We start from the raw sequence: 16,568 nt of genomic DNA, 5'->3' as shown, positions 1-16,568 counted from the left end.
ATATAATGTCATATTTCTAATCATTGGAATTTTTGTTACAATATAAATGGATGTGTAAAACTTTGTAAAAATAATGTAATAATATGTAATGTATTTTCAGAAAGTTTTATACAATTTTTATATTAAACTATTAAGTTATAAAAGGGAGCGAGAATATGTTACCAAATACGGTTCGTACTCCAAACAAGAAGAAGAAATGGATTATTATTGGGGTTATTGCACTAATTGTTATTGTAGCGGCAATTAATATTTTTGTTATGCAAGGTAAGAAGAAGGGTGCATCAACAAATGCTGATGCTGTAAGTTTTGAGAAAGTGACAGAGCGTAAGCTGAATAATACAAAGTTAATTTCTGGTCAGGTGAAGCCTGGTAATATTGAAAGCTTCTATGCAGATCCGGCCAAAGGAAAAGTGAAAGATATTGAGGTAAAAGAAGGGCAAGAGGTAGAAAAAGGTACGAAGTTATTCTCTTATGACAATGAAGGGATTAACCTTCAAATGAAGCAAGCTGAGCTTGATCAGAAGATGGCGGATATGCGTTATGATCAAGGAAAAAAGAAGATTGATTCGTTAAAGAAAGAGATTAAGAAGGCGAAAGATAGCGGAGCTGGGAAAGAAGTAACGGATCCGATGGACGAGCAAGTAAACGAGTTAGAGATAGCTCAAAAGACAACTGATCTTGAGAAAGAAAAAGGAAAGTTGCAGAAAGAAGAGTTAAGTAAGAAGCAGAAAGAGCTTACGATTTATAGTAATTTCGCTGGTGTTGTTCAAAAGTTAGATAAAGATGCGGCACAAAGTTCATCTCAAGCGTTAGGTGGTCAAGGAAAATCGTTTTTACAAGTAGCTTCTAAAGATCCATTCCAAGTTCAAGGTACGTTAACTGAGCTTCAGAAGTCACAAATTCAAAAGGATCAAACATTCACTGTAACGGCGAAAGCAAATAATAAGAAGAAGTGGACAGGTAAGATTACAGAGGTAAGTGAGTTCCCAACGAGCGCAGAGATGGCGCAAGCTGGCGGCATGGGTGAAGCAACTCAAAATATGTCTCAGTATACATATAAGGCAAGTCTTGATAGTCAAGACGGTTTATCGCCAGGTTACCACGTTTCATTGCAAGTAAACTTAGAGAATAAGACGATGATTGCTGTTCCAAGTAAAAGCATTGTAGAAAAAGGCGATGATGCATTTGTTTATGTTGAGGATAAAGGAAAGCTTCGTAAACAAAATGTGAAAAAAGGTTCTACTGATGGAGACTGGACAGAGGTTGTAGAAGGCGTAACAGTGGGGCAAAAGGTGGTTAAAAATCCTTCCGACGATGTGTATGACGGAATGGAAGTGAAAGAAAAATGATTACGTTAAATAATATTGCTAAAACGTATTATCAGGGGAAATTGGCGGTGCCGATTTTGCACGGTATTAGTTTAACGATTCAGAGCGGTGAGTTCGTTTCGATTATGGGACCGTCTGGTTCTGGTAAGTCAACGCTTATGAATATTATTGGTTGCTTAGATCGTCCAACAGAAGGCGAATATAAGCTGAATGACGTGAATATCTTAACAGCAGACGAGTCAAAGCTTGCTTTAATTCGTAATGAATATATTGGCTTTGTATTCCAGCATTTTAATTTACTGCCTCGCCTTTCCGCAGTGGAAAATGTTGAGCTTCCGCTCGTATACGGTGGCGTGAAGAAAGCGGAGCGTCGCAAGCGTGCTTTGGAGGCGTTAGGTAAAGTTGGATTGGCGGATCGCGTGCATCATTTACCAAATGAGTTATCCGGTGGACAGAAGCAGCGTGTAGCGATTGCAAGAGCGATTGCAAATAATCCAACGTTCATTATGGCCGATGAACCGACGGGTGCACTTGATACGAAGTCTGGTGAGCAAGTTATGGATATTTTCACGAAGCTTAATGCAGAAGGTACGACGATTGTTATGGTTACGCATGAAGAGGAAGTAGCAGCGTATTCTTCCCGCCGTATTGTACTGCGAGACGGGAAAGTTACAGAAGATAGAAGGTGTGCGGTATGAGTTTACTAGATAGTATAAAAATTGCCCTATCTTCTATTTTAGCTCATAAACTACGTTCAGCTCTTACGATGCTCGGTATTATTATCGGGGTAGGTTCGATTATTACTGTCGTTGCAATTGGGCAAGGCGGGGAAGCGATGCTGAAGTCGAAATTCGCAGGTTCTGGTGGTAATAACCTTATGCCAATTCAATTTAAACCAGATATTAATGATGAGTTTGCTATAGGTGGATTTGAAATGCCGAAGTTAACGGAAGAGGATATTTTGGAAGTAAAACAAGTGAAAGATGTTTCACATGTTATTACGACAAACCAGAATTCAGAGGTGCTTGATGTAAATGATAAAAAAGCAAATTTGAATGTTATTGGTCTTGATAATGAATATTTTGCGGTTAATAAAGTAAAGGTCGTAAAGGGACGTACTTTAAATGAATCAGATATTTCTCATGCAAATAACGTCGTGATGATTAGTACAAAAACAGAAGAGACGTTATTTAAGGGCGTAAATCCAGTAGGACAAATTATTGAGATGAAAGGACAACCGATGCAAATTGTCGGTGTGTATACATCTGATAATGAATTTATGGGATTTGAAATGGAAGAAGCGTTAATCCCTCTTACGTTATGGCCTGTTTTATACGGAACAGATGAAATTCAAAGTATCGCAATTCAAGCTAAAAATGTAGACGATTTAGAAGCAGCAGGGAAACAGGCTGTTGATGTATTAAATAGTCGTAAGCCAAGTGAAATTCCGGGTAAATATGAACTGGTTAATTTAAAAGAATTCCAAGAAAATGTTTCTAAAGTTACTAACATTATGACGATGATCATCGGTGGTATCGCTGGTATTTCATTAGTCGTTGGTGGTATTGGTGTTATGAACATCATGCTCGTATCTGTAACAGAGCGTACGCGCGAAATTGGGATACGTAAAGCACTTGGAGCAACGCGTAGTAAAATTTTATTACAGTTTTTAATTGAAGCCGTTATGTTAACACTTCTAGGTGGTTTAATTGGAATTGGTCTTGGGTATGGCGGAGCATATATCGTTTCTACATTCGCAAAATGGCCACCACTTGTTTCATGGGAAGTTGTCGTTGGAGGCGTACTATTCTCGATGACACTCGGTATTATTTTCGGATTAATTCCAGCAAATAAAGCTGCGAAATTAGATCCAATTGAAGCATTGCGTTATGAGTAATTAATAGTGTAGTAAAACTACACATTACCGTTCTAGTGGGCGGTTCGTAGCCTCTTGCGAGGAAGTGAACCGCCCGTTAGAACGGGTTATATAAATAGAAGGAGGCGTTATAATGGAAGCAAATATTAATACGCAAGATGTAGGTGCGAAGAAGCCATCATTATTAGGAATGATTACTTCTCCAGGTGAGCAATTTGAGAGAATGAAGACGAAAAGTCCGGTATGGGGAGTATTTTTCTTATTTGTTATATTAGGAACGATTATAGCAACAGCAGTGTCTTACTTAACATTAATTAGTACTCCAGAATTGGCAAAAGAATTAAATGGTGAAGCAGGGGCAATGGTAAAAGGATTTACCCTTGGTGGAGGCGCACTTGTTGGTCTATTAGGAACACCTATAGGTCTCTTTATTGCGGCAGGTTTTTATAAAATTATTATGATGTTTATGAGCAATGATACACCGTACATGAAAATACTATCGATTTACTTATATGCTAATCTGGTTTATTATATCGGCGGATTGTTAAATGCAGGATTAGGCTTTATTTTTGATGGAAATGGCACTGATGTTTATACAAGTTTAGCTCCTTTATTTGAACAAGGGACAGTAGCACATGGAATTGCCTCTTCAATTGAAATTTTTAATATTTGGAGCCTCATTCTAACAGGACTAGGCTTACACATTGTAGCTGGTTTAAGTAAGAAACAAGCTACGATTTTAATTGTAATCTTCTTTATCCTAACAATTGCATTCGGCGTTGTAAGAGGTTTAGTAAGCGGCTTTGGTGCATAACATATTATTTTAAAAAGGTGACTCTTCAAGAGAGTCACCTTTTTTATTTTTATCCCTATTTCAAATACCACCAACAAAATTTCAAATACTACATAGTGTAATTTCAAATTCCATCGGTAGTATTTGAAATTACTCACAGTGAAATCTTTTCTTTATTTTTATATTGTGAAGGTACCGCGGAATACTAGAAAGGTATACCTTTTAGAAACGGGTACTGTGTGAAGCCAGCGACTTTTAAAGAGGCAGTTGTTTTGTATGAAGGGATGATTGTGAATCAAATAAAGAAGCTAGGTATTTATCAAGATCATGAAGAGTATTATCAATGTGGTTTAATTGGTCTTTGGTATGCGTATGAAAGGTATGATGCTGAGAAAGGGAGTTTTCCCGCATATGCAGTCGTAACGGTGCGTGGTTATATATTAGAGAGATTGAAGAAAGAATCTACTGTACAAGAAAGATATGTATGTGTAGGGGAGTATGAGGATATCTTTCATTTTGAAGACGTTGAAATGAAAGTGAAGGATTTTATGAGCGTGTTAGATGAGAAGGAGAAATATATTATTTTTGAACGTTTTTTTGTAGGGAAGACGATGGGAGAAATCGCGTTAGAGATGGAAGTGACATATTATCAAGTAAGATGGATGTATCGGCAAGCACTCGAGAAAATGCGAGATAGTGTAAGAGGATAAAAATAGCAAATAGAATGGAAGGTAAGGAAATACTACCTTCCATTCTATTTGTTATTAAGGTGATGAATCTTGCATGTTCATTTGGGATAATACATATCCAGCTTTCCATAATTGCTGACTTAGCTTATGGGAACTAATTTGTATCGTTACGGTAGCTCCGTTTGAAAAATGAATTTTAGCTCGTTTAGCTTTTTGGAAAAACTCTATTGTATGAACATGTTTAAAGAAAAGCCAAATACAATTTGGAGAAGCAGGAGATTCTGTTGGGAAAGCACAAATATATTCTCTATGATTGATCGGAATTGGAACGTTTTGTTTAAATTTAAATTTTGTTTTTACGGCATTACGTCTCCCTTGATAAGTAGAATGAATATTTGTTAGACAAGATTTCTGTATAAGTTGGAGAGCAGTTTGACAGGAGTAAAGATGGTTCCCGCTACTGTCGATAATTTTTGTACGGTAATAAGGGTGTTTACATGGTTCAAGCATCATTGTAGAACTAGAAATAAAAATGTTGTTTTCATTATCCATAATTCTATATCCTCCCTTATAATTTTCATTCTGAATATAATTATATATAAATTAAGTAAATTGATTGTTAATATTCTATTTCATATTGTAAATTTTGGCTATTCGTTTACAATCAATAGGTGATAGTCTTTCTAATTTGCATCGCTTGTACATATATATGAAAATAGAAAAGAGTAGGCGGTGATATAGTATGAAGAAAAAGTATATTATTATGGCTTTAGTTGTCATTCTCCTAGTATATTTAGCAAACAGCAATCCGAGTAAAGGAGAATATACAGAATGGGCAGCGAAGCAGTTTATGAAGCGTAATGATGTGAGTAAGAAGCTAGATGAAGTTCAAAAAGAGAATGAAGAGGGTCTCCTTGGCGACTTGGCATCGGCCGGTAAAAAGTTAGCGAAAAAGTATGTTGAGCCACAAGTTGGGTTATTAATTGATCATTATACGAAGCGAAATGATTATATATTCTTCTCAACATATACGACTGAGTTTGATATAGGTGAAGAACATTATAAGTACGTATGCGTCGGTTTTTCAAAGATTTTTATTCCGATTGAAATGCCGAAGAAAAAAGACGAATCTGCAAAATGATGCAGATTCGTCTTTTTTATTTTACAGAGTAATTGGAACTTCAGATACATTTTTTTCTACAAGGCGAGCTCCCTTTTTTCTTGTATTTTCATCAATGGATGAAAATACAGATGAGGCAAGGATTGTATCCATTACTTGATTTACGACTTGTGCATCGATTGGTGTGATAGGCGTATCGATAGAAAAAACGACTGTTTTTCCATCTTCTTTCGCGAAAATCAATTCTAGTACTTGCATGTGTTATTCCCTCCTTTGTATTTATCCCGCTATTTACGGGACTCGGGTCTGCTGGTTAAATTGCGGGCTAATAATCAGCGGGGATGAATAAAATCCCCACTGATCCGAGTTTTACTTTATAGTTTAGAAAGATCTGATGTGCTTACAAGTTGCACAGAGTGAAGTGGTGATGCTTGTAAGGAAGCGAGAGCATGAGCTACGTTGTGTACTTGATCTAAGCTCGCATTTGTTTTAACACGTTTAAATTGTTTACTTTTGAAAACTGTTTTGCCGTTCTTATCTAATCCGTTGTTTAAGACTAGACGTAAAGTTAAATCCATTAAGATTGTTTCAATTGCCATGTGTATCACCTCCTTTCACTTTATAAATAGGGTGTAAATGTCATGTTTTGGCGTGAAATTTTTTCTTTTTTTTGGTACCCTTAAAAGATTAAGAGAGGAGAATTCTGGATAATGAATCGTAAATGGTTATTTTGGATTCCTGTATTACTATGGATGGGGCTGATTTTCTATTCTTCGGCACAACCATATAAAAAGCAGGATATGCGTTCAGATATTGAACAATATGTAAATGTTGAATTTGTGAAAGAGCATTTTTCATGGGTATCTATCGATTATGGTGGAGGAACCCCTGTTAGTATTGCGAATAAAGGTGTAGGCGGATTTATTGAGTTTTTCCTTCGTAAAGGTGCTCATTTTATGGTGTTCTTTATGCTAGGTTCATTGATTTATTACGCTTTTCATCGATCAGGTCATTCGAGGAAAAGATGTTTTATATATGCCCTTCTTTTCGTTGCGGGTTATGCAACATTTGATGAAATTCACCAATGGTATACGGGGGACCGTACACCAATGTGGCAAGATTCATTGCTTGATACGTGCGGCGGATTAACGGGGATTATAATAAGTAATTGGTTTTGGAATAGAAAAAAGCGCTAATCTCATTTCGAGATTAGCGCTTTTTTTTACGGGTAGTAAAACTCCCCGTAAACGGCCTGATTCAAGTTTCACTTTATACACCAAGTAATTCTTTTAGTTCGTCTGTTGATAGTTCAGTCATCCAGCTATCGCTTGTGATGACCGCATTGTTTAGGGATTGTTTTCTTTCTAGCATTTCATCAATTTTTTCTTCTAATGTTCCTGTTGTAATGAGTTTGTGAACATGAACAAATCGTTTTTGACCAATGCGATATGCGCGGTCTGTTGCTTGGTTTTCCACAGCTGGGTTCCACCAACGATCGTAGTGAATGACATGGTTGGCAGCGGTTAAGTTTAATCCTGTTCCGCCAGCTTTTAAGGATAAGATGAAAATGTCATACGTTCCGTTTTGGAACTCCTCAATCATCTTGTCACGATCTTTTTTCGGTACACTACCGTTTAAGAAGAGGACACGCTGGCCGAATTGTTCTTCTAGCACACGTTTTAGCATGTTTCCCATACCGATGTATTGAGTGAAGATGAGGCAACTTTCATTTTGATCTTTTATATTTTCGATGAGCTCCATTAACGTTTTTGTTTTCATAGAGCGTTCAACGACATTTTGTGGCTCTTCTTCTTTTAAATAAAGAGCTGGATGATTACAAATTTGTTTTAGCTTGTTCAGCATAAGTAATATAAAACCGCGTCTTTCAATTCCGCTTAATCCTTCTACATTTTGCAGTGTATCTTGAACAAGTTGTTCATATAAGGAAGCTTGTTCACCAGTAAGAGGACAGTAAGCTTTTTGTTCTTGTTTATCTGGTAAATTTAATGCGACTGTTTGATCTTTCTTCGTTCGGCGCAGTAAAAATGGTGAGATAAACCGTTGAACTTGCTGGATTTTTCCTTCATCACGATCTTTTTCAATCGGTGTGACGAAGCGGCGCTGGAATTGTCCTAAGCTTCCAAGATATCCATGATTAATAAAGTCAAAAATGGACCAAAGTTCAGCGAGGCGATTTTCCATTGGTGTACCAGTTAAAGCGATTTTGTGATTTGCTTGCAAGTTGCGTACTGCTTTGGACTGTTTCGTATGTGGGTTCTTAATATTTTGTGCTTCATCCAAAATAACAGCATCCCAGCATAATGAAGTCAGTTCTTCCTCATCGAGCTGAGCCAATGCATAAGATGTTAATACAACATCTGCTGATTGAAGGAAATCTTCAAATGAATTGCCTTTATCTCTATTACTTCCGTAATGTAATTGGACACGTAAATTCGATGCGAAACGCTCAAATTCTTTTTGCCAATTTCCAAGAACAGATGTCGGCGCTACGATTAATGCAGGGCCAGTTTTGAGATTGTTTTCTTTTATATATAGTAAGTAAGAGATTGTTTGAATACTTTTCCCAAGTCCCATATCGTCAGCTAGCAATGCTCCAAATCCAAGCTTTCGTAAATATAATAACCATTCAATACCGTGTTGTTGATACGGACGAAGTGTTGCGTTTAGTGAAGTAGGGACATCTACTTTTGGAATATCTCCAATATGAAGCAGCTTCTGGAAGAGTTCTTCATAATATCCATCTAGTTCGATTTCAATATCAGTAAACGGGCTATTATCTTCTACAATTTCGGTTTCAGCCGTATTTGATAAATGTTGCTGCAGGACATCTTTCATCTCTAGTCCGTATTTATCGGCACGGTTCATGAGTTTCCTTACTTCTTCGATAAAGGCTGGATCTAGTCGCATCCATTGACCGTTTATATTAAATAGACGTTTGTTTTGTTCAACGAGTTCGAAAAATTCGCTTTCCGATAAATCAATGCCGTTCGTCGAAATGCGCCAGTCAAAATTAACGAGCGTATTCATACCGAAGAACGATTGTGTTTGTGCTGTATTTTGCTTCAACTGGACACGTAATTTCGGTTTTGTTGCTTTTAAATTTTGCCACCATGATGGTAGTAAAATTGTAATGCCGGCTGCAAGTAATTCATTGCTTGCTTCTGTTAAGAAGTTCCACGCTTCTGTTTCAAAGAGCTCATTTCGGAACGTATCTTCTTCTTTTAACCACGGTATGAGCTTACTAAAACCTTCTTGTGTCTCTGTAATCCGTTCTTCGTAATCGTGCCATCTTTTCGGTAAGGAATCGATGTTTTCATATACATATATGCGATGCGCCCCGCGCTTTGGTGTCACAATTGTTTCAAGCTTCCACATTTCAAATTCTTCTTGTGGTTCTTGCAATCTTAGTCCGATTGTAAACGGAAGATCATCTTCAATATAACCAATTTTTCGAAGCCAATCTTCTTCATGTAGTGCTGTTTCCAATTGTCTTTTCGTAAAGTCGTAATGTTCATATAGTCTTTTGGCATCTTCCCAGCCGTCATTTGAGCGATTATCTTGTAATATGCTTTCATTAACTGCTGCTGAGAAAAGAGATGCTAATGTGTCATCTTCAATTGGTGTATTTTGAACTTTCCAAGATGGTTGTTTGGACCAATGATTCATATCTGGTACGAAGCTACCACTCGTAAAGGCATCCCATAATTCATTTGCATCTTTCGTAAAGGCTGTAATAGGTCCGTTTATTTGCATATGTGCAAATGAATTCATCGGTTTGTTTGCAATGTATTCAAAAGCTTGTGCATTTGTTAGCATAACACCTTGTTTTCCTTCGAAGGTTGCTTCTTTTAGAAACGTACCGTAGAAAGAAGTGGAGTGCCATGTGAATGCATTTCGTTTCCAACTTGTTACGGATAATGGAGTACCGCTGTCATCTTCTCCCCAAAGGAACCAACCTTGACTAACATGCTGGAGCCTAATTGTTACTTCAGTTTGATTGATCATCGATTAATTTTCCTTTCCGTAATTCCTCTTGTAGTGCACGCAGACGTGAATGGAGATTGGCAATGTGAATAATGAAAGCATCCCATTCATCGGTGCGTTTTAATCGTTTATATAATGTACGTAATTTCTTTAAGTAACGAACTGCGCGTTTATATGATTTACGATTTCGTTCTTCAATCGCCTCTACAGCAGCAAGATGGTAAAGAGGAAGTGCCGCTTCTGGCGCTTCTTTTTCAATATCTTTCAGTGGCTCTTTCAACAGTTCAATTGCTTCAAATCCATATAGGAGATGAAGCTCTGCCCATGTGCGATACTGTTTTTTCGCGAGTACGTACTGTTCGTAGTTTGTGAAACTATATGGTAATAGTTCTTGTAAAATCATTTCGAAACCAGCTTGTTCATTTGTATGTGTTGCATATGTTTCATACATGATTACAAATAGCCGAACGACATCTTTTATGAAAATCGTATTTTCGTGATCTTGGATTGTTTTCTTTACTTGTTTATACGTAAAGGAAAGCCAATTTTTCGTACGATCCCACTGCATGGCACTTAATAGTTCTTCTAACCAATAGAAGTATAGACTCACAACAGAAGCAGGCTGTTTTTTTAGTAAGTCCATCGCTAGTAGATCTTCGTCATTCAAAAAGAGAAGATGGGAAGACGCTAACGCTTTGGATAGTGGATTGATTTTCGTATCGATTCGTTTTTCTTCTTCTTGTATTTTCTCTTTATTGTTTAAAAGTTCACTCCATATGTGACGATAAATGAAAAATCGCTCTTGCGTATAAGTGTCGGTAGAGAAGAATACTTCATGAACGAGACGAGCTGTTTCTTGTAAAATTATTTCAGACTCTGAAGGAATCGCTTCTGATTGTAAGTCCCGAACGATGGATTCCACTTTGTCTACAAATAGGCGAATGACATTAACAGGTTGGTGATAAGAATACGTTTTGTTTGCGTCGAATGCCTGAATTTCTTCTAATAACTTTTGAAAGCAGTAAAGTGCTGCGTGTAACCTGAATAATTCATGTATCGCAATGACACGCGGAGCTTTCCGCTCAAGTTTCGTATAGAAATCTGTAAAGATACTCATAAGAAAATACATTTGTTTATAAGTAAGCCGAGCTTGTTCTTTTTTAAATGATTCATATTCTTTTTCAAAATACGATTGCCAACTTTTGTAATCGGTTTCTTCAAAAGCTGATGATTGCAATACTTGTCTTGCAGTTCGAATAGGAGGAAGGGAAGGTTTCGTATTATTTTTAAATAAAGTTAATACATCTCCTACTTGCCCGAAACTAGACGCTGCAGATAGTAATACAGCAAGCATATGCTCACATTGTGTTGGTGCGAAGCAATCACAATAACTTTCAGCGACGTTACGAATCGGAATATGAACGCTATATACGTTGCCTTCCGCATCTACAGTTCCTGATAGTGTATAACCATCAAAGTCAACATTGTAGACAACACCACTACGATATAGGTGCCGAGCTGTAGCGACATGTTCCTGATCAGCTGTTTGCTGTGGATCTAGTCCTTGAACGAACTCATTCGCAATCATCATAATTTCATCTTTCGTAATTGAGTGTTGCAGCATAATATTCCTCCGTACACATATTTCTTTCCTTTACCATTATAAACAAAAAATGCTCAAAACAGAAAAAATGAAATTTGGATTACATAACTTGAAAATCATGGTAATATATAAAATGTTAATTTCATATATGAATATATACGTATAGGGGGAGAAATAATTTGTCAGATTTACAGACGAAGTTAGGTAGTGGAATGAATAAGTTACAAGAAGGAATAGAACAAGGGAAAATGAAGTTGCAAGTTGCACAAGAAATTGCTCAATTGAAAAAGGGAATGCAAGTGCAAATGCAGAAAAAAGCAGAGGTTCTATTAGAGGTTGGACAGCAAGTGTACGTTCAATTAAGAGGAAATGGAGTAAATGAAGCGAGCTTAAAAGAAATGATTGCTCCAGTTCAAGAATTTGATGTAGCTATTTATCAAGCAAGAAAACGCATTGTTGAATTGCAAAAACAACAAGGTGAAAAAGCTACATGTGAATGTGGTGGACCTTTATCAATAAATGATAAGTTTTGTGGTTCGTGTGGAAAGCCTAACCCAATGTTAGCAGTAGAAAATGAAGGTGAAACGGTAAATTGTATTTCATGTAATGAGCATATCGATAAAAACTCTACTTACTGTCCAGTTTGTGGAATTAAGCAAAGTGGGGAGTGAATTAAATGTATTGTCGCACATGTGGAAAACAACATGGTGAAGAAGTAAATTATTGTCCAAATGAAGGTAGTATGGAGATTGCAGGAGCTATAGATGCAATAACATTAGAAAAAGATACTGCAAAATACTGCAAAGGTTGTGGCAATGAAAATGCTCAAAAAAATTTATATTGTCAAAAGTGTGGGTATTCTTTATTTGTTGCGAAGAAAAAGGAACAATCTGTAAAATTGCCTACAATGGATGGTGCTCCTAAAGTTGAATTTAAAGCAGATAAAGCCGTTTTACAAAAAGGTTTTATTGGTGGGGCTGTTGCAAGTATTCTCATGTTAATTGCTGGTTGGATTGGTAGTTTATTATTTGCTTCTATGTTAAGTGAGATGTTTAGCAAATTTGCGAAAGAATTAGAAATGTTGCCGAATTTTTATTCGAGTGCAACTTCTACGATGTTAAGTTATCATTTACTTGGTTTTACAGCTAACGACGATAGTGGATTGATATTTTCTTTATCTTGGCATACTCCATTTACATTACTATTAATCATTCCATTTATTATTTTCGCTGGTACAGGAATTTGGTTAGGGAAGCAGCATGTTGCGAAAACGATTAAAGATCAAATTTTTATGGCATCAACAGTTGGTATTATTTATGGCGTCTTTTTATTCATTATAAGTTTTATAGCATCACAATCTTTTGCAATTCCATTCTCAGAAGCAGGTAAGATTACGGTTGGCTATTCAGCGATTAAGAGTTTATTGAGTGGTTTTGTATGTGGGACATTATTTACCTTATTAGGATTTATTGCTCATACAAGCAAAAACAATATGGCAGCAGCATTTCAAGAGTTAATGCCATATGGAGCGTCTGTTTATTACGGTGTTTCAGCTATGATAAAAGGACTTTTAGTAACAGCAGTAGCGGTTTGTATTATGGCGTTAGTAAGTAAGGAAGATGGTATTGAACCATTAAAAGAAATAACAACTTTAAAATCTGAAAGTACATTATTAGCATTAGAGTTAACACCTCAATTATGGAGTATGGCTCATTTTGCGCCGTTAGAAGTATCAAGTCCAGCACTTAGTAAGGAATTTACTGGAATTGGTAAGAAATCAAAAGCATATGAGAGCACACTATCGTTTTCATTTATATCAGGCGTCTCTGTAAATGGCGTAGAGCTCAGAGAGATATTGATTTCAAAAGGAGCAAATGAGGAAAGCCTTGCAGAATTTGATAAAGTGAATAACGTATTCCATTATGGTTTATTACTGCTTATTATTCCATTGTTCTTTATGTTTAGAGCGGGAAGAAAGTTAGCTAAATTACCGACTGCCAATATATATATTACATTAGCGGTATGCAGTGGTTCTTACACAATTATGATGATTGTAATGAATATGATTTCTAAGTTCCAAATTAATGTTTCAGGAACTGTAACAGGTTTATTTGGAACAAGTGGAACGGTATTATCTATGCAAAATTCATTTATATATTTAACTTTATTTAGCTTGATTGTGACATATGTAGCAGCATTTGCTGGAATGAAATTAGCTAAAAAATAGGAGGAGAGCACGTTGAAGTTTTGTGGAACATGTAAAAAGAACGTTGCAGACCATTTGAACTTTTGTCCTGAGTGTGGGAGTAAAGTAGAAGTAATCGTTGATAACACTGCTGCTTCATATACAGAATTACAAAGCGAGACAAAACCAGTGAAAAGTAAGAAAAATGTATTTTTAATCATTGGTTTAGCTATTATTGTTATTTTATTATTTGGGGCATATAAATTTGGAGCATATAAGTTTTCAAAAGAAAAGCAAGTAAATGTAATGATTGAAGCATTCCAAAAGAAAGATATTAACGCAATTGATGAGTTTGTGAAAGCAAATGATTCAAGCTTAAAGATTAAGACAGAGGATATTAAAGCGTACATGCGTTATTTAAAAGAGAATCCTTCTTACAACAAACAATTGTTATCTTATTTACAAAAAGAGACAGTAGATCAAAAGTTAACAAAAGATAAACCTGCATTTAAAGATGGGGAAATAGTAGAAGAGGGAAAAGAGTGGTTCTTATATCCAAAGTATAAGTTCAGCATGAAATCTTATTATATGAGCGTAAGTACAACTGCAAAGAATGCAGAAATATATGTGAATGACAAAAAAGAAACAGAGCTTTCTAGTGATAAAAATTCGAAAGAGTTGGGGCCATACTTCCCAGGTACATATGTTGTAAAGGCAACGGCGAAGACAGAACTTACTGAATTAGAAACAGAGAAAGAAGTAGATTTAGCGGATGAGCAGAGCGAGAAAGTGAAAATTGATTTATCGCTTGAAGGCAAGTATGTAAGCATTTCTTCTGATGAAAGTGATGCAACTGTATTTGTGAACGGGAAAAAACGTGGAAAATTAAATTATGGAAGTTATAAGCTTGGCCCTGTATCCACAGATGAAACAGTAGAAGTACATTTAGAGAAAACTACTGATTTTGGTGTGATGAAATCTGAAAGTGTTAAAATTGGAGACCAAAGCACGTATTACTTAAAACTCCCGAAAGAAACATCAAATTCAGCAGTGGGCGACTTTGTAAAAAATCATATTTATGATAATGTACGTGCAATTTCATTAAATGATTTTAGTTTAATTGAAAATAATTATGATAAGAGCGGGAAATCGTATAAGGAAGACCGTGATTATATACAGTATTTACACAAAAAAGGAATTACAGAAGATTTATTAACGATGGAAGTTCGTAATGTAGAGCGTCAAAGTGATACGAAATATAAAGTAACGACATATGAAGAGTACCATATTCGTTACGGTGATGGATCTGTGAAGTTCAAAAGTTTTAATAACGAACATATTGTAACTGTGAATGGAAATGGAAAGATGTTGTATCATTCTCTTGGTGCAAATAATACGTTGAAATCAGAAGATGTATCTGGTCCAACTCGTTAATATGAGAGAGGCTGTTCAATATTTGAACAGCCTCTTTATTTTGTAGCTAAATCAATATTTCGTGTCAAACCGTTGATATATCGTAAGTTATGATAGATATAATTGAAAAATCGTTGATATATTGCGATTTATGATAGATATATTCGGAAAATCGTTGATATATTTTTCTTAAATTGTGTTCACGAAGGGAAAATAAAAAGGATATCACTTAGCCGAAAAATCCGGCGAGGTGATATCTTTTTTTTCAATTATGAGTGCGTTTCTTTTAATATCGCTTGTACATACGGATCATGTAATATTTGCTCTATAATTGGCAACATATTTTGTTCAAATGGAATGTCGATAGGAAATGGTTTTTGAGAGCCTGGTTTTATTCCATATTGCACAATTTTGTAATGTGTATTGTTTTCAGACTTGAGTACAATTAACTTATAGCGATTATCATCGCCAGCGAGTGAGAAATCAATAGAAGTAGCGTTATATGTTACTTCATCTTTATATATGTACGGCTTTGGCGTACCAATCCAGTCTACTTTTGCTTGTACATTCATGGGCATAGCCTCCTTATATGTATTATAAATAAATAAAAGCCAGCTCTCAATAAAGAGAACCGGCTTGTAATTTAGCAGTCATTGGTTATTTTAAAATTTTCACTTTAACAGTTTTGCGTCCCCATTTTTGAGCAGCGCTATCTGATCCAAGTAAGATGTCGATACGGTTACCTTTAATTGCGCCACCAGTATCTCCAGCGATAGCTTCTCCGTAACCTTCTACCCATACTTTAGATCCTAATGGGATTACTTTCGGGTCAACAGCGATCATTTTCATGTTTGGATTCGCAGTTAAATCATGACCCATTGCAGTTAATACACGGCCTCCATATGTGCCACCGTTTTCGCTCGGGTGAGCTGTATATGCTGTAGCTACAACTGTTAACTCACGACCACCAGATGGTGTGCTAGTTTCAGCAGCTTTCACAGCAGGCTTAGCAGCTGGTTTTGCTTGTGCTGCAGGTGCTTGAGCCTTAGCTGGTGCTTCAGCTTTAGCAGGAACAGTCGTTTCTTGTTTCTCAATTACAGGTGCTGTACCTGTTAAGAAAGGAACATGAACATAAGCTGTTTTCCCGTTATATTCAAATTGTAACCACTCATTTTGTACTTGGTTCGTTGTTTCGATTACATCGTCTTTCTTCAACTTTCCAAGAATTTCTGAGTTTGTGTTCGCTTCAGCACGTACGTTTAATACGTTAGCTGTTACGTAGTAGATGCTTTTTGTGAACTCTGCACTTACGAATGCGTCTTTACCGTCTAAAGTAACTTTTGACCATCCGTTCTCTGTATTTTGAACATCTATCTTATTACCGTTTAGTAATTTACCGACAACTTTTGATTCCGTAGTAGGGTTTTCGCGTACGTTTAGTACGTCTGTTGTTACAACAGTTTCTGCATTAGCAGATGATGTGAAAATCCCAAGACCAAAAACTGCTGCTGTTGCTATACCAATTAATTTTTTCATGATAGCCTCCATTGCGTTTG

General features: G+C 36.3%; 17 protein-coding genes. 10 read left to right on the top strand and 7 right to left on the bottom strand.

Annotated elements, in window-relative coordinates; translation table 11 throughout:
• Positions 1-155 precede the first annotated feature (155 nt).
• The 5 genes from ACO6VI_RS06900 to ACO6VI_RS06880 all read left to right on the top strand — a co-directional run bounded on the left by ACO6VI_RS06900 (position 156) and on the right by ACO6VI_RS06880 (position 4,707).
• Positions 156-1,349: an efflux RND transporter periplasmic adaptor subunit gene (locus ACO6VI_RS06900; RefSeq protein ID WP_422423023.1), complete on the top strand. Its 1,194-nt coding sequence runs from the start codon at positions 156-158 to the stop codon at positions 1,347-1,349.
• Positions 1,346-2,026, top strand: a complete 681-nt coding sequence (locus ACO6VI_RS06895) for an ABC transporter ATP-binding protein (protein ID WP_000631619.1) — start codon at positions 1,346-1,348, stop codon at positions 2,024-2,026. The genes ACO6VI_RS06900 and ACO6VI_RS06895 overlap by 4 nt, the downstream gene beginning before the upstream one ends.
• Positions 2,023-3,225: an ABC transporter permease gene (locus ACO6VI_RS06890; RefSeq protein ID WP_000054362.1), complete on the top strand. Its 1,203-nt coding sequence runs from the start codon at positions 2,023-2,025 to the stop codon at positions 3,223-3,225. The genes ACO6VI_RS06895 and ACO6VI_RS06890 overlap by 4 nt, the downstream gene beginning before the upstream one ends.
• Positions 3,226-3,337: 112 nt before the next feature.
• Positions 3,338-4,018 (top strand): Yip1 family protein, encoded by a 681-nt coding sequence (locus tag ACO6VI_RS06885; RefSeq protein WP_000387927.1) that lies wholly within the window; start codon positions 3,338-3,340, stop codon positions 4,016-4,018.
• Positions 4,019-4,236: 218 nt separating this feature from the next.
• Positions 4,237-4,707: a sigma-70 family RNA polymerase sigma factor gene (locus tag ACO6VI_RS06880; RefSeq protein ID WP_003272436.1), complete on the top strand. Its 471-nt coding sequence runs from the start codon at positions 4,237-4,239 to the stop codon at positions 4,705-4,707.
• Between the two features lie 54 nt (positions 4,708-4,761).
• Here ACO6VI_RS06880 and ACO6VI_RS06875 read toward each other — a convergent pair whose 3' ends face one another.
• A complete protein-coding gene (locus tag ACO6VI_RS06875; protein ID WP_000368314.1) occupies positions 4,762-5,238 on the bottom strand; it encodes a competence protein ComK in 477 nt (158 codons plus the stop codon).
• Positions 5,239-5,428: 190 nt separating this feature from the next.
• Between ACO6VI_RS06875 and ACO6VI_RS06870 the strand changes: the two genes are divergently transcribed.
• Positions 5,429-5,827, top strand: coding sequence for a DUF4359 domain-containing protein (locus ACO6VI_RS06870; RefSeq protein ID WP_000731400.1), 399 nt, complete (start codon positions 5,429-5,431; stop codon positions 5,825-5,827).
• Positions 5,828-5,848: 21 nt separating this feature from the next.
• Here ACO6VI_RS06870 and ACO6VI_RS06865 read toward each other — a convergent pair whose 3' ends face one another.
• Together ACO6VI_RS06865 and ACO6VI_RS06860 are read right to left on the bottom strand one after the other, a co-directional pair.
• Positions 5,849-6,064 carry a DUF2922 domain-containing protein gene (locus ACO6VI_RS06865; RefSeq protein ID WP_001197593.1) on the bottom strand — a complete coding sequence of 72 codons (216 nt, stop codon included), beginning with the start codon at positions 6,062-6,064 and terminating at the stop codon, positions 5,849-5,851.
• A 116-nt stretch (positions 6,065-6,180) separates the two neighbouring features.
• Entirely contained in the window at positions 6,181-6,405 is a 225-nt protein-coding gene (locus ACO6VI_RS06860; protein ID WP_088019811.1) for a DUF1659 domain-containing protein, read from the bottom strand.
• A 111-nt stretch (positions 6,406-6,516) separates the two neighbouring features.
• Here ACO6VI_RS06860 and ACO6VI_RS06855 point away from each other — a divergent pair, with 111 nt between their 5' ends.
• Positions 6,517-7,002, top strand: a complete 486-nt coding sequence (locus tag ACO6VI_RS06855) for a VanZ family protein (RefSeq protein ID WP_001080707.1) — start codon at positions 6,517-6,519, stop codon at positions 7,000-7,002.
• Positions 7,003-7,075: 73 nt separating this feature from the next.
• On the opposite strand, the gene ACO6VI_RS06850 is transcribed toward ACO6VI_RS06855, so the two are convergent.
• Positions 7,076-9,832 (bottom strand): DEAD/DEAH box helicase, encoded by a 2,757-nt coding sequence (locus tag ACO6VI_RS06850; protein WP_088019809.1) that lies wholly within the window; start codon positions 9,830-9,832, stop codon positions 7,076-7,078.
• Complete coding sequence (locus ACO6VI_RS06845; RefSeq protein ID WP_088019807.1) at positions 9,816-11,435, bottom strand: SWIM zinc finger family protein; 1,620 nt, start codon at positions 11,433-11,435, stop codon at positions 9,816-9,818. The genes ACO6VI_RS06850 and ACO6VI_RS06845 overlap by 17 nt, the downstream gene beginning before the upstream one ends.
• Positions 11,436-11,593: 158 nt before the next feature.
• Between ACO6VI_RS06845 and ACO6VI_RS06840 the strand changes: the two genes are divergently transcribed.
• The 3 genes from ACO6VI_RS06840 to ACO6VI_RS06830 are packed head-to-tail and all read left to right on the top strand — an operon-like array spanning position 11,594 to position 15,033.
• Positions 11,594-12,085 (top strand): zinc ribbon domain-containing protein, encoded by a 492-nt coding sequence (locus tag ACO6VI_RS06840; protein WP_001281749.1) that lies wholly within the window; start codon positions 11,594-11,596, stop codon positions 12,083-12,085.
• Positions 12,086-12,090: 5 nt separating this feature from the next.
• A complete protein-coding gene (locus tag ACO6VI_RS06835) occupies positions 12,091-13,641 on the top strand; it encodes a zinc ribbon domain-containing protein (protein WP_000271636.1) in 1,551 nt (516 codons plus the stop codon).
• Positions 13,642-13,653: 12 nt separating this feature from the next.
• Complete coding sequence (locus ACO6VI_RS06830) at positions 13,654-15,033, top strand: zinc ribbon domain-containing protein (RefSeq protein ID WP_422423016.1); 1,380 nt, start codon at positions 13,654-13,656, stop codon at positions 15,031-15,033.
• Positions 15,034-15,281: 248 nt separating this feature from the next.
• On the opposite strand, the gene ACO6VI_RS06825 is transcribed toward ACO6VI_RS06830, so the two are convergent.
• Together ACO6VI_RS06825 and ACO6VI_RS06820 are read right to left on the bottom strand one after the other, a co-directional pair.
• The gene (locus ACO6VI_RS06825) at positions 15,282-15,584 is read right to left on the bottom strand and encodes a DUF3910 family protein (protein ID WP_001102539.1); all 303 of its coding nucleotides are present in this window, start codon (positions 15,582-15,584) and stop codon (positions 15,282-15,284) included.
• Between the two features lie 85 nt (positions 15,585-15,669).
• A complete protein-coding gene (locus tag ACO6VI_RS06820; RefSeq protein WP_000733343.1) occupies positions 15,670-16,548 on the bottom strand; it encodes a cell wall-binding protein EntA in 879 nt (292 codons plus the stop codon).
• Positions 16,549-16,568 lie beyond the last annotated feature (20 nt).

It is taken from the genome of Bacillus sp. PSXD-155, assembly GCF_049310765.1.
In the GTDB taxonomy this organism is placed as follows: Bacteria; Bacillota; Bacilli; order Bacillales; family Bacillaceae_G; genus Bacillus_A; species Bacillus_A cereus.
This window is presented reverse-complemented; position numbering and strand designations above follow the sequence as displayed.

Excerpts from the sequence above, each read along its gene's own strand:
- ACO6VI_RS06900 (WP_422423023.1), top strand. The coding sequence starts at position 156 with ATGTTACCAAATACGGTTCGTACTCCAAACAAGAAGAAGAAATGGATT.
- ACO6VI_RS06895 (WP_000631619.1), top strand. The coding sequence starts at position 1,346 with ATGATTACGTTAAATAATATTGCTAAAACGTATTATCAGGGGAAATTG.
- ACO6VI_RS06890 (WP_000054362.1), top strand. The coding sequence starts at position 2,023 with ATGAGTTTACTAGATAGTATAAAAATTGCCCTATCTTCTATTTTAGCT.
- ACO6VI_RS06885 (WP_000387927.1), top strand. The coding sequence starts at position 3,338 with ATGGAAGCAAATATTAATACGCAAGATGTAGGTGCGAAGAAGCCATCA.
- ACO6VI_RS06875 (WP_000368314.1), bottom strand. The coding sequence starts at position 5,238 with ATGGATAATGAAAACAACATTTTTATTTCTAGTTCTACAATGATGCTT.
- ACO6VI_RS06870 (WP_000731400.1), top strand. The coding sequence starts at position 5,429 with ATGAAGAAAAAGTATATTATTATGGCTTTAGTTGTCATTCTCCTAGTA.
- ACO6VI_RS06865 (WP_001197593.1), bottom strand. The coding sequence starts at position 6,064 with ATGCAAGTACTAGAATTGATTTTCGCGAAAGAAGATGGAAAAACAGTC.
- ACO6VI_RS06860 (WP_088019811.1), bottom strand. The coding sequence starts at position 6,405 with ATGGCAATTGAAACAATCTTAATGGATTTAACTTTACGTCTAGTCTTA.
- ACO6VI_RS06855 (WP_001080707.1), top strand. The coding sequence starts at position 6,517 with ATGAATCGTAAATGGTTATTTTGGATTCCTGTATTACTATGGATGGGG.
- ACO6VI_RS06850 (WP_088019809.1), bottom strand. The coding sequence starts at position 9,832 with ATGATCAATCAAACTGAAGTAACAATTAGGCTCCAGCATGTTAGTCAA.
- ACO6VI_RS06845 (WP_088019807.1), bottom strand. The coding sequence starts at position 11,435 with ATGCTGCAACACTCAATTACGAAAGATGAAATTATGATGATTGCGAAT.
- ACO6VI_RS06835 (WP_000271636.1), top strand. The coding sequence starts at position 12,091 with ATGTATTGTCGCACATGTGGAAAACAACATGGTGAAGAAGTAAATTAT.
- ACO6VI_RS06825 (WP_001102539.1), bottom strand. The coding sequence starts at position 15,584 with ATGAATGTACAAGCAAAAGTAGACTGGATTGGTACGCCAAAGCCGTAC.
- ACO6VI_RS06820 (WP_000733343.1), bottom strand. The coding sequence starts at position 16,548 with ATGAAAAAATTAATTGGTATAGCAACAGCAGCAGTTTTTGGTCTTGGG.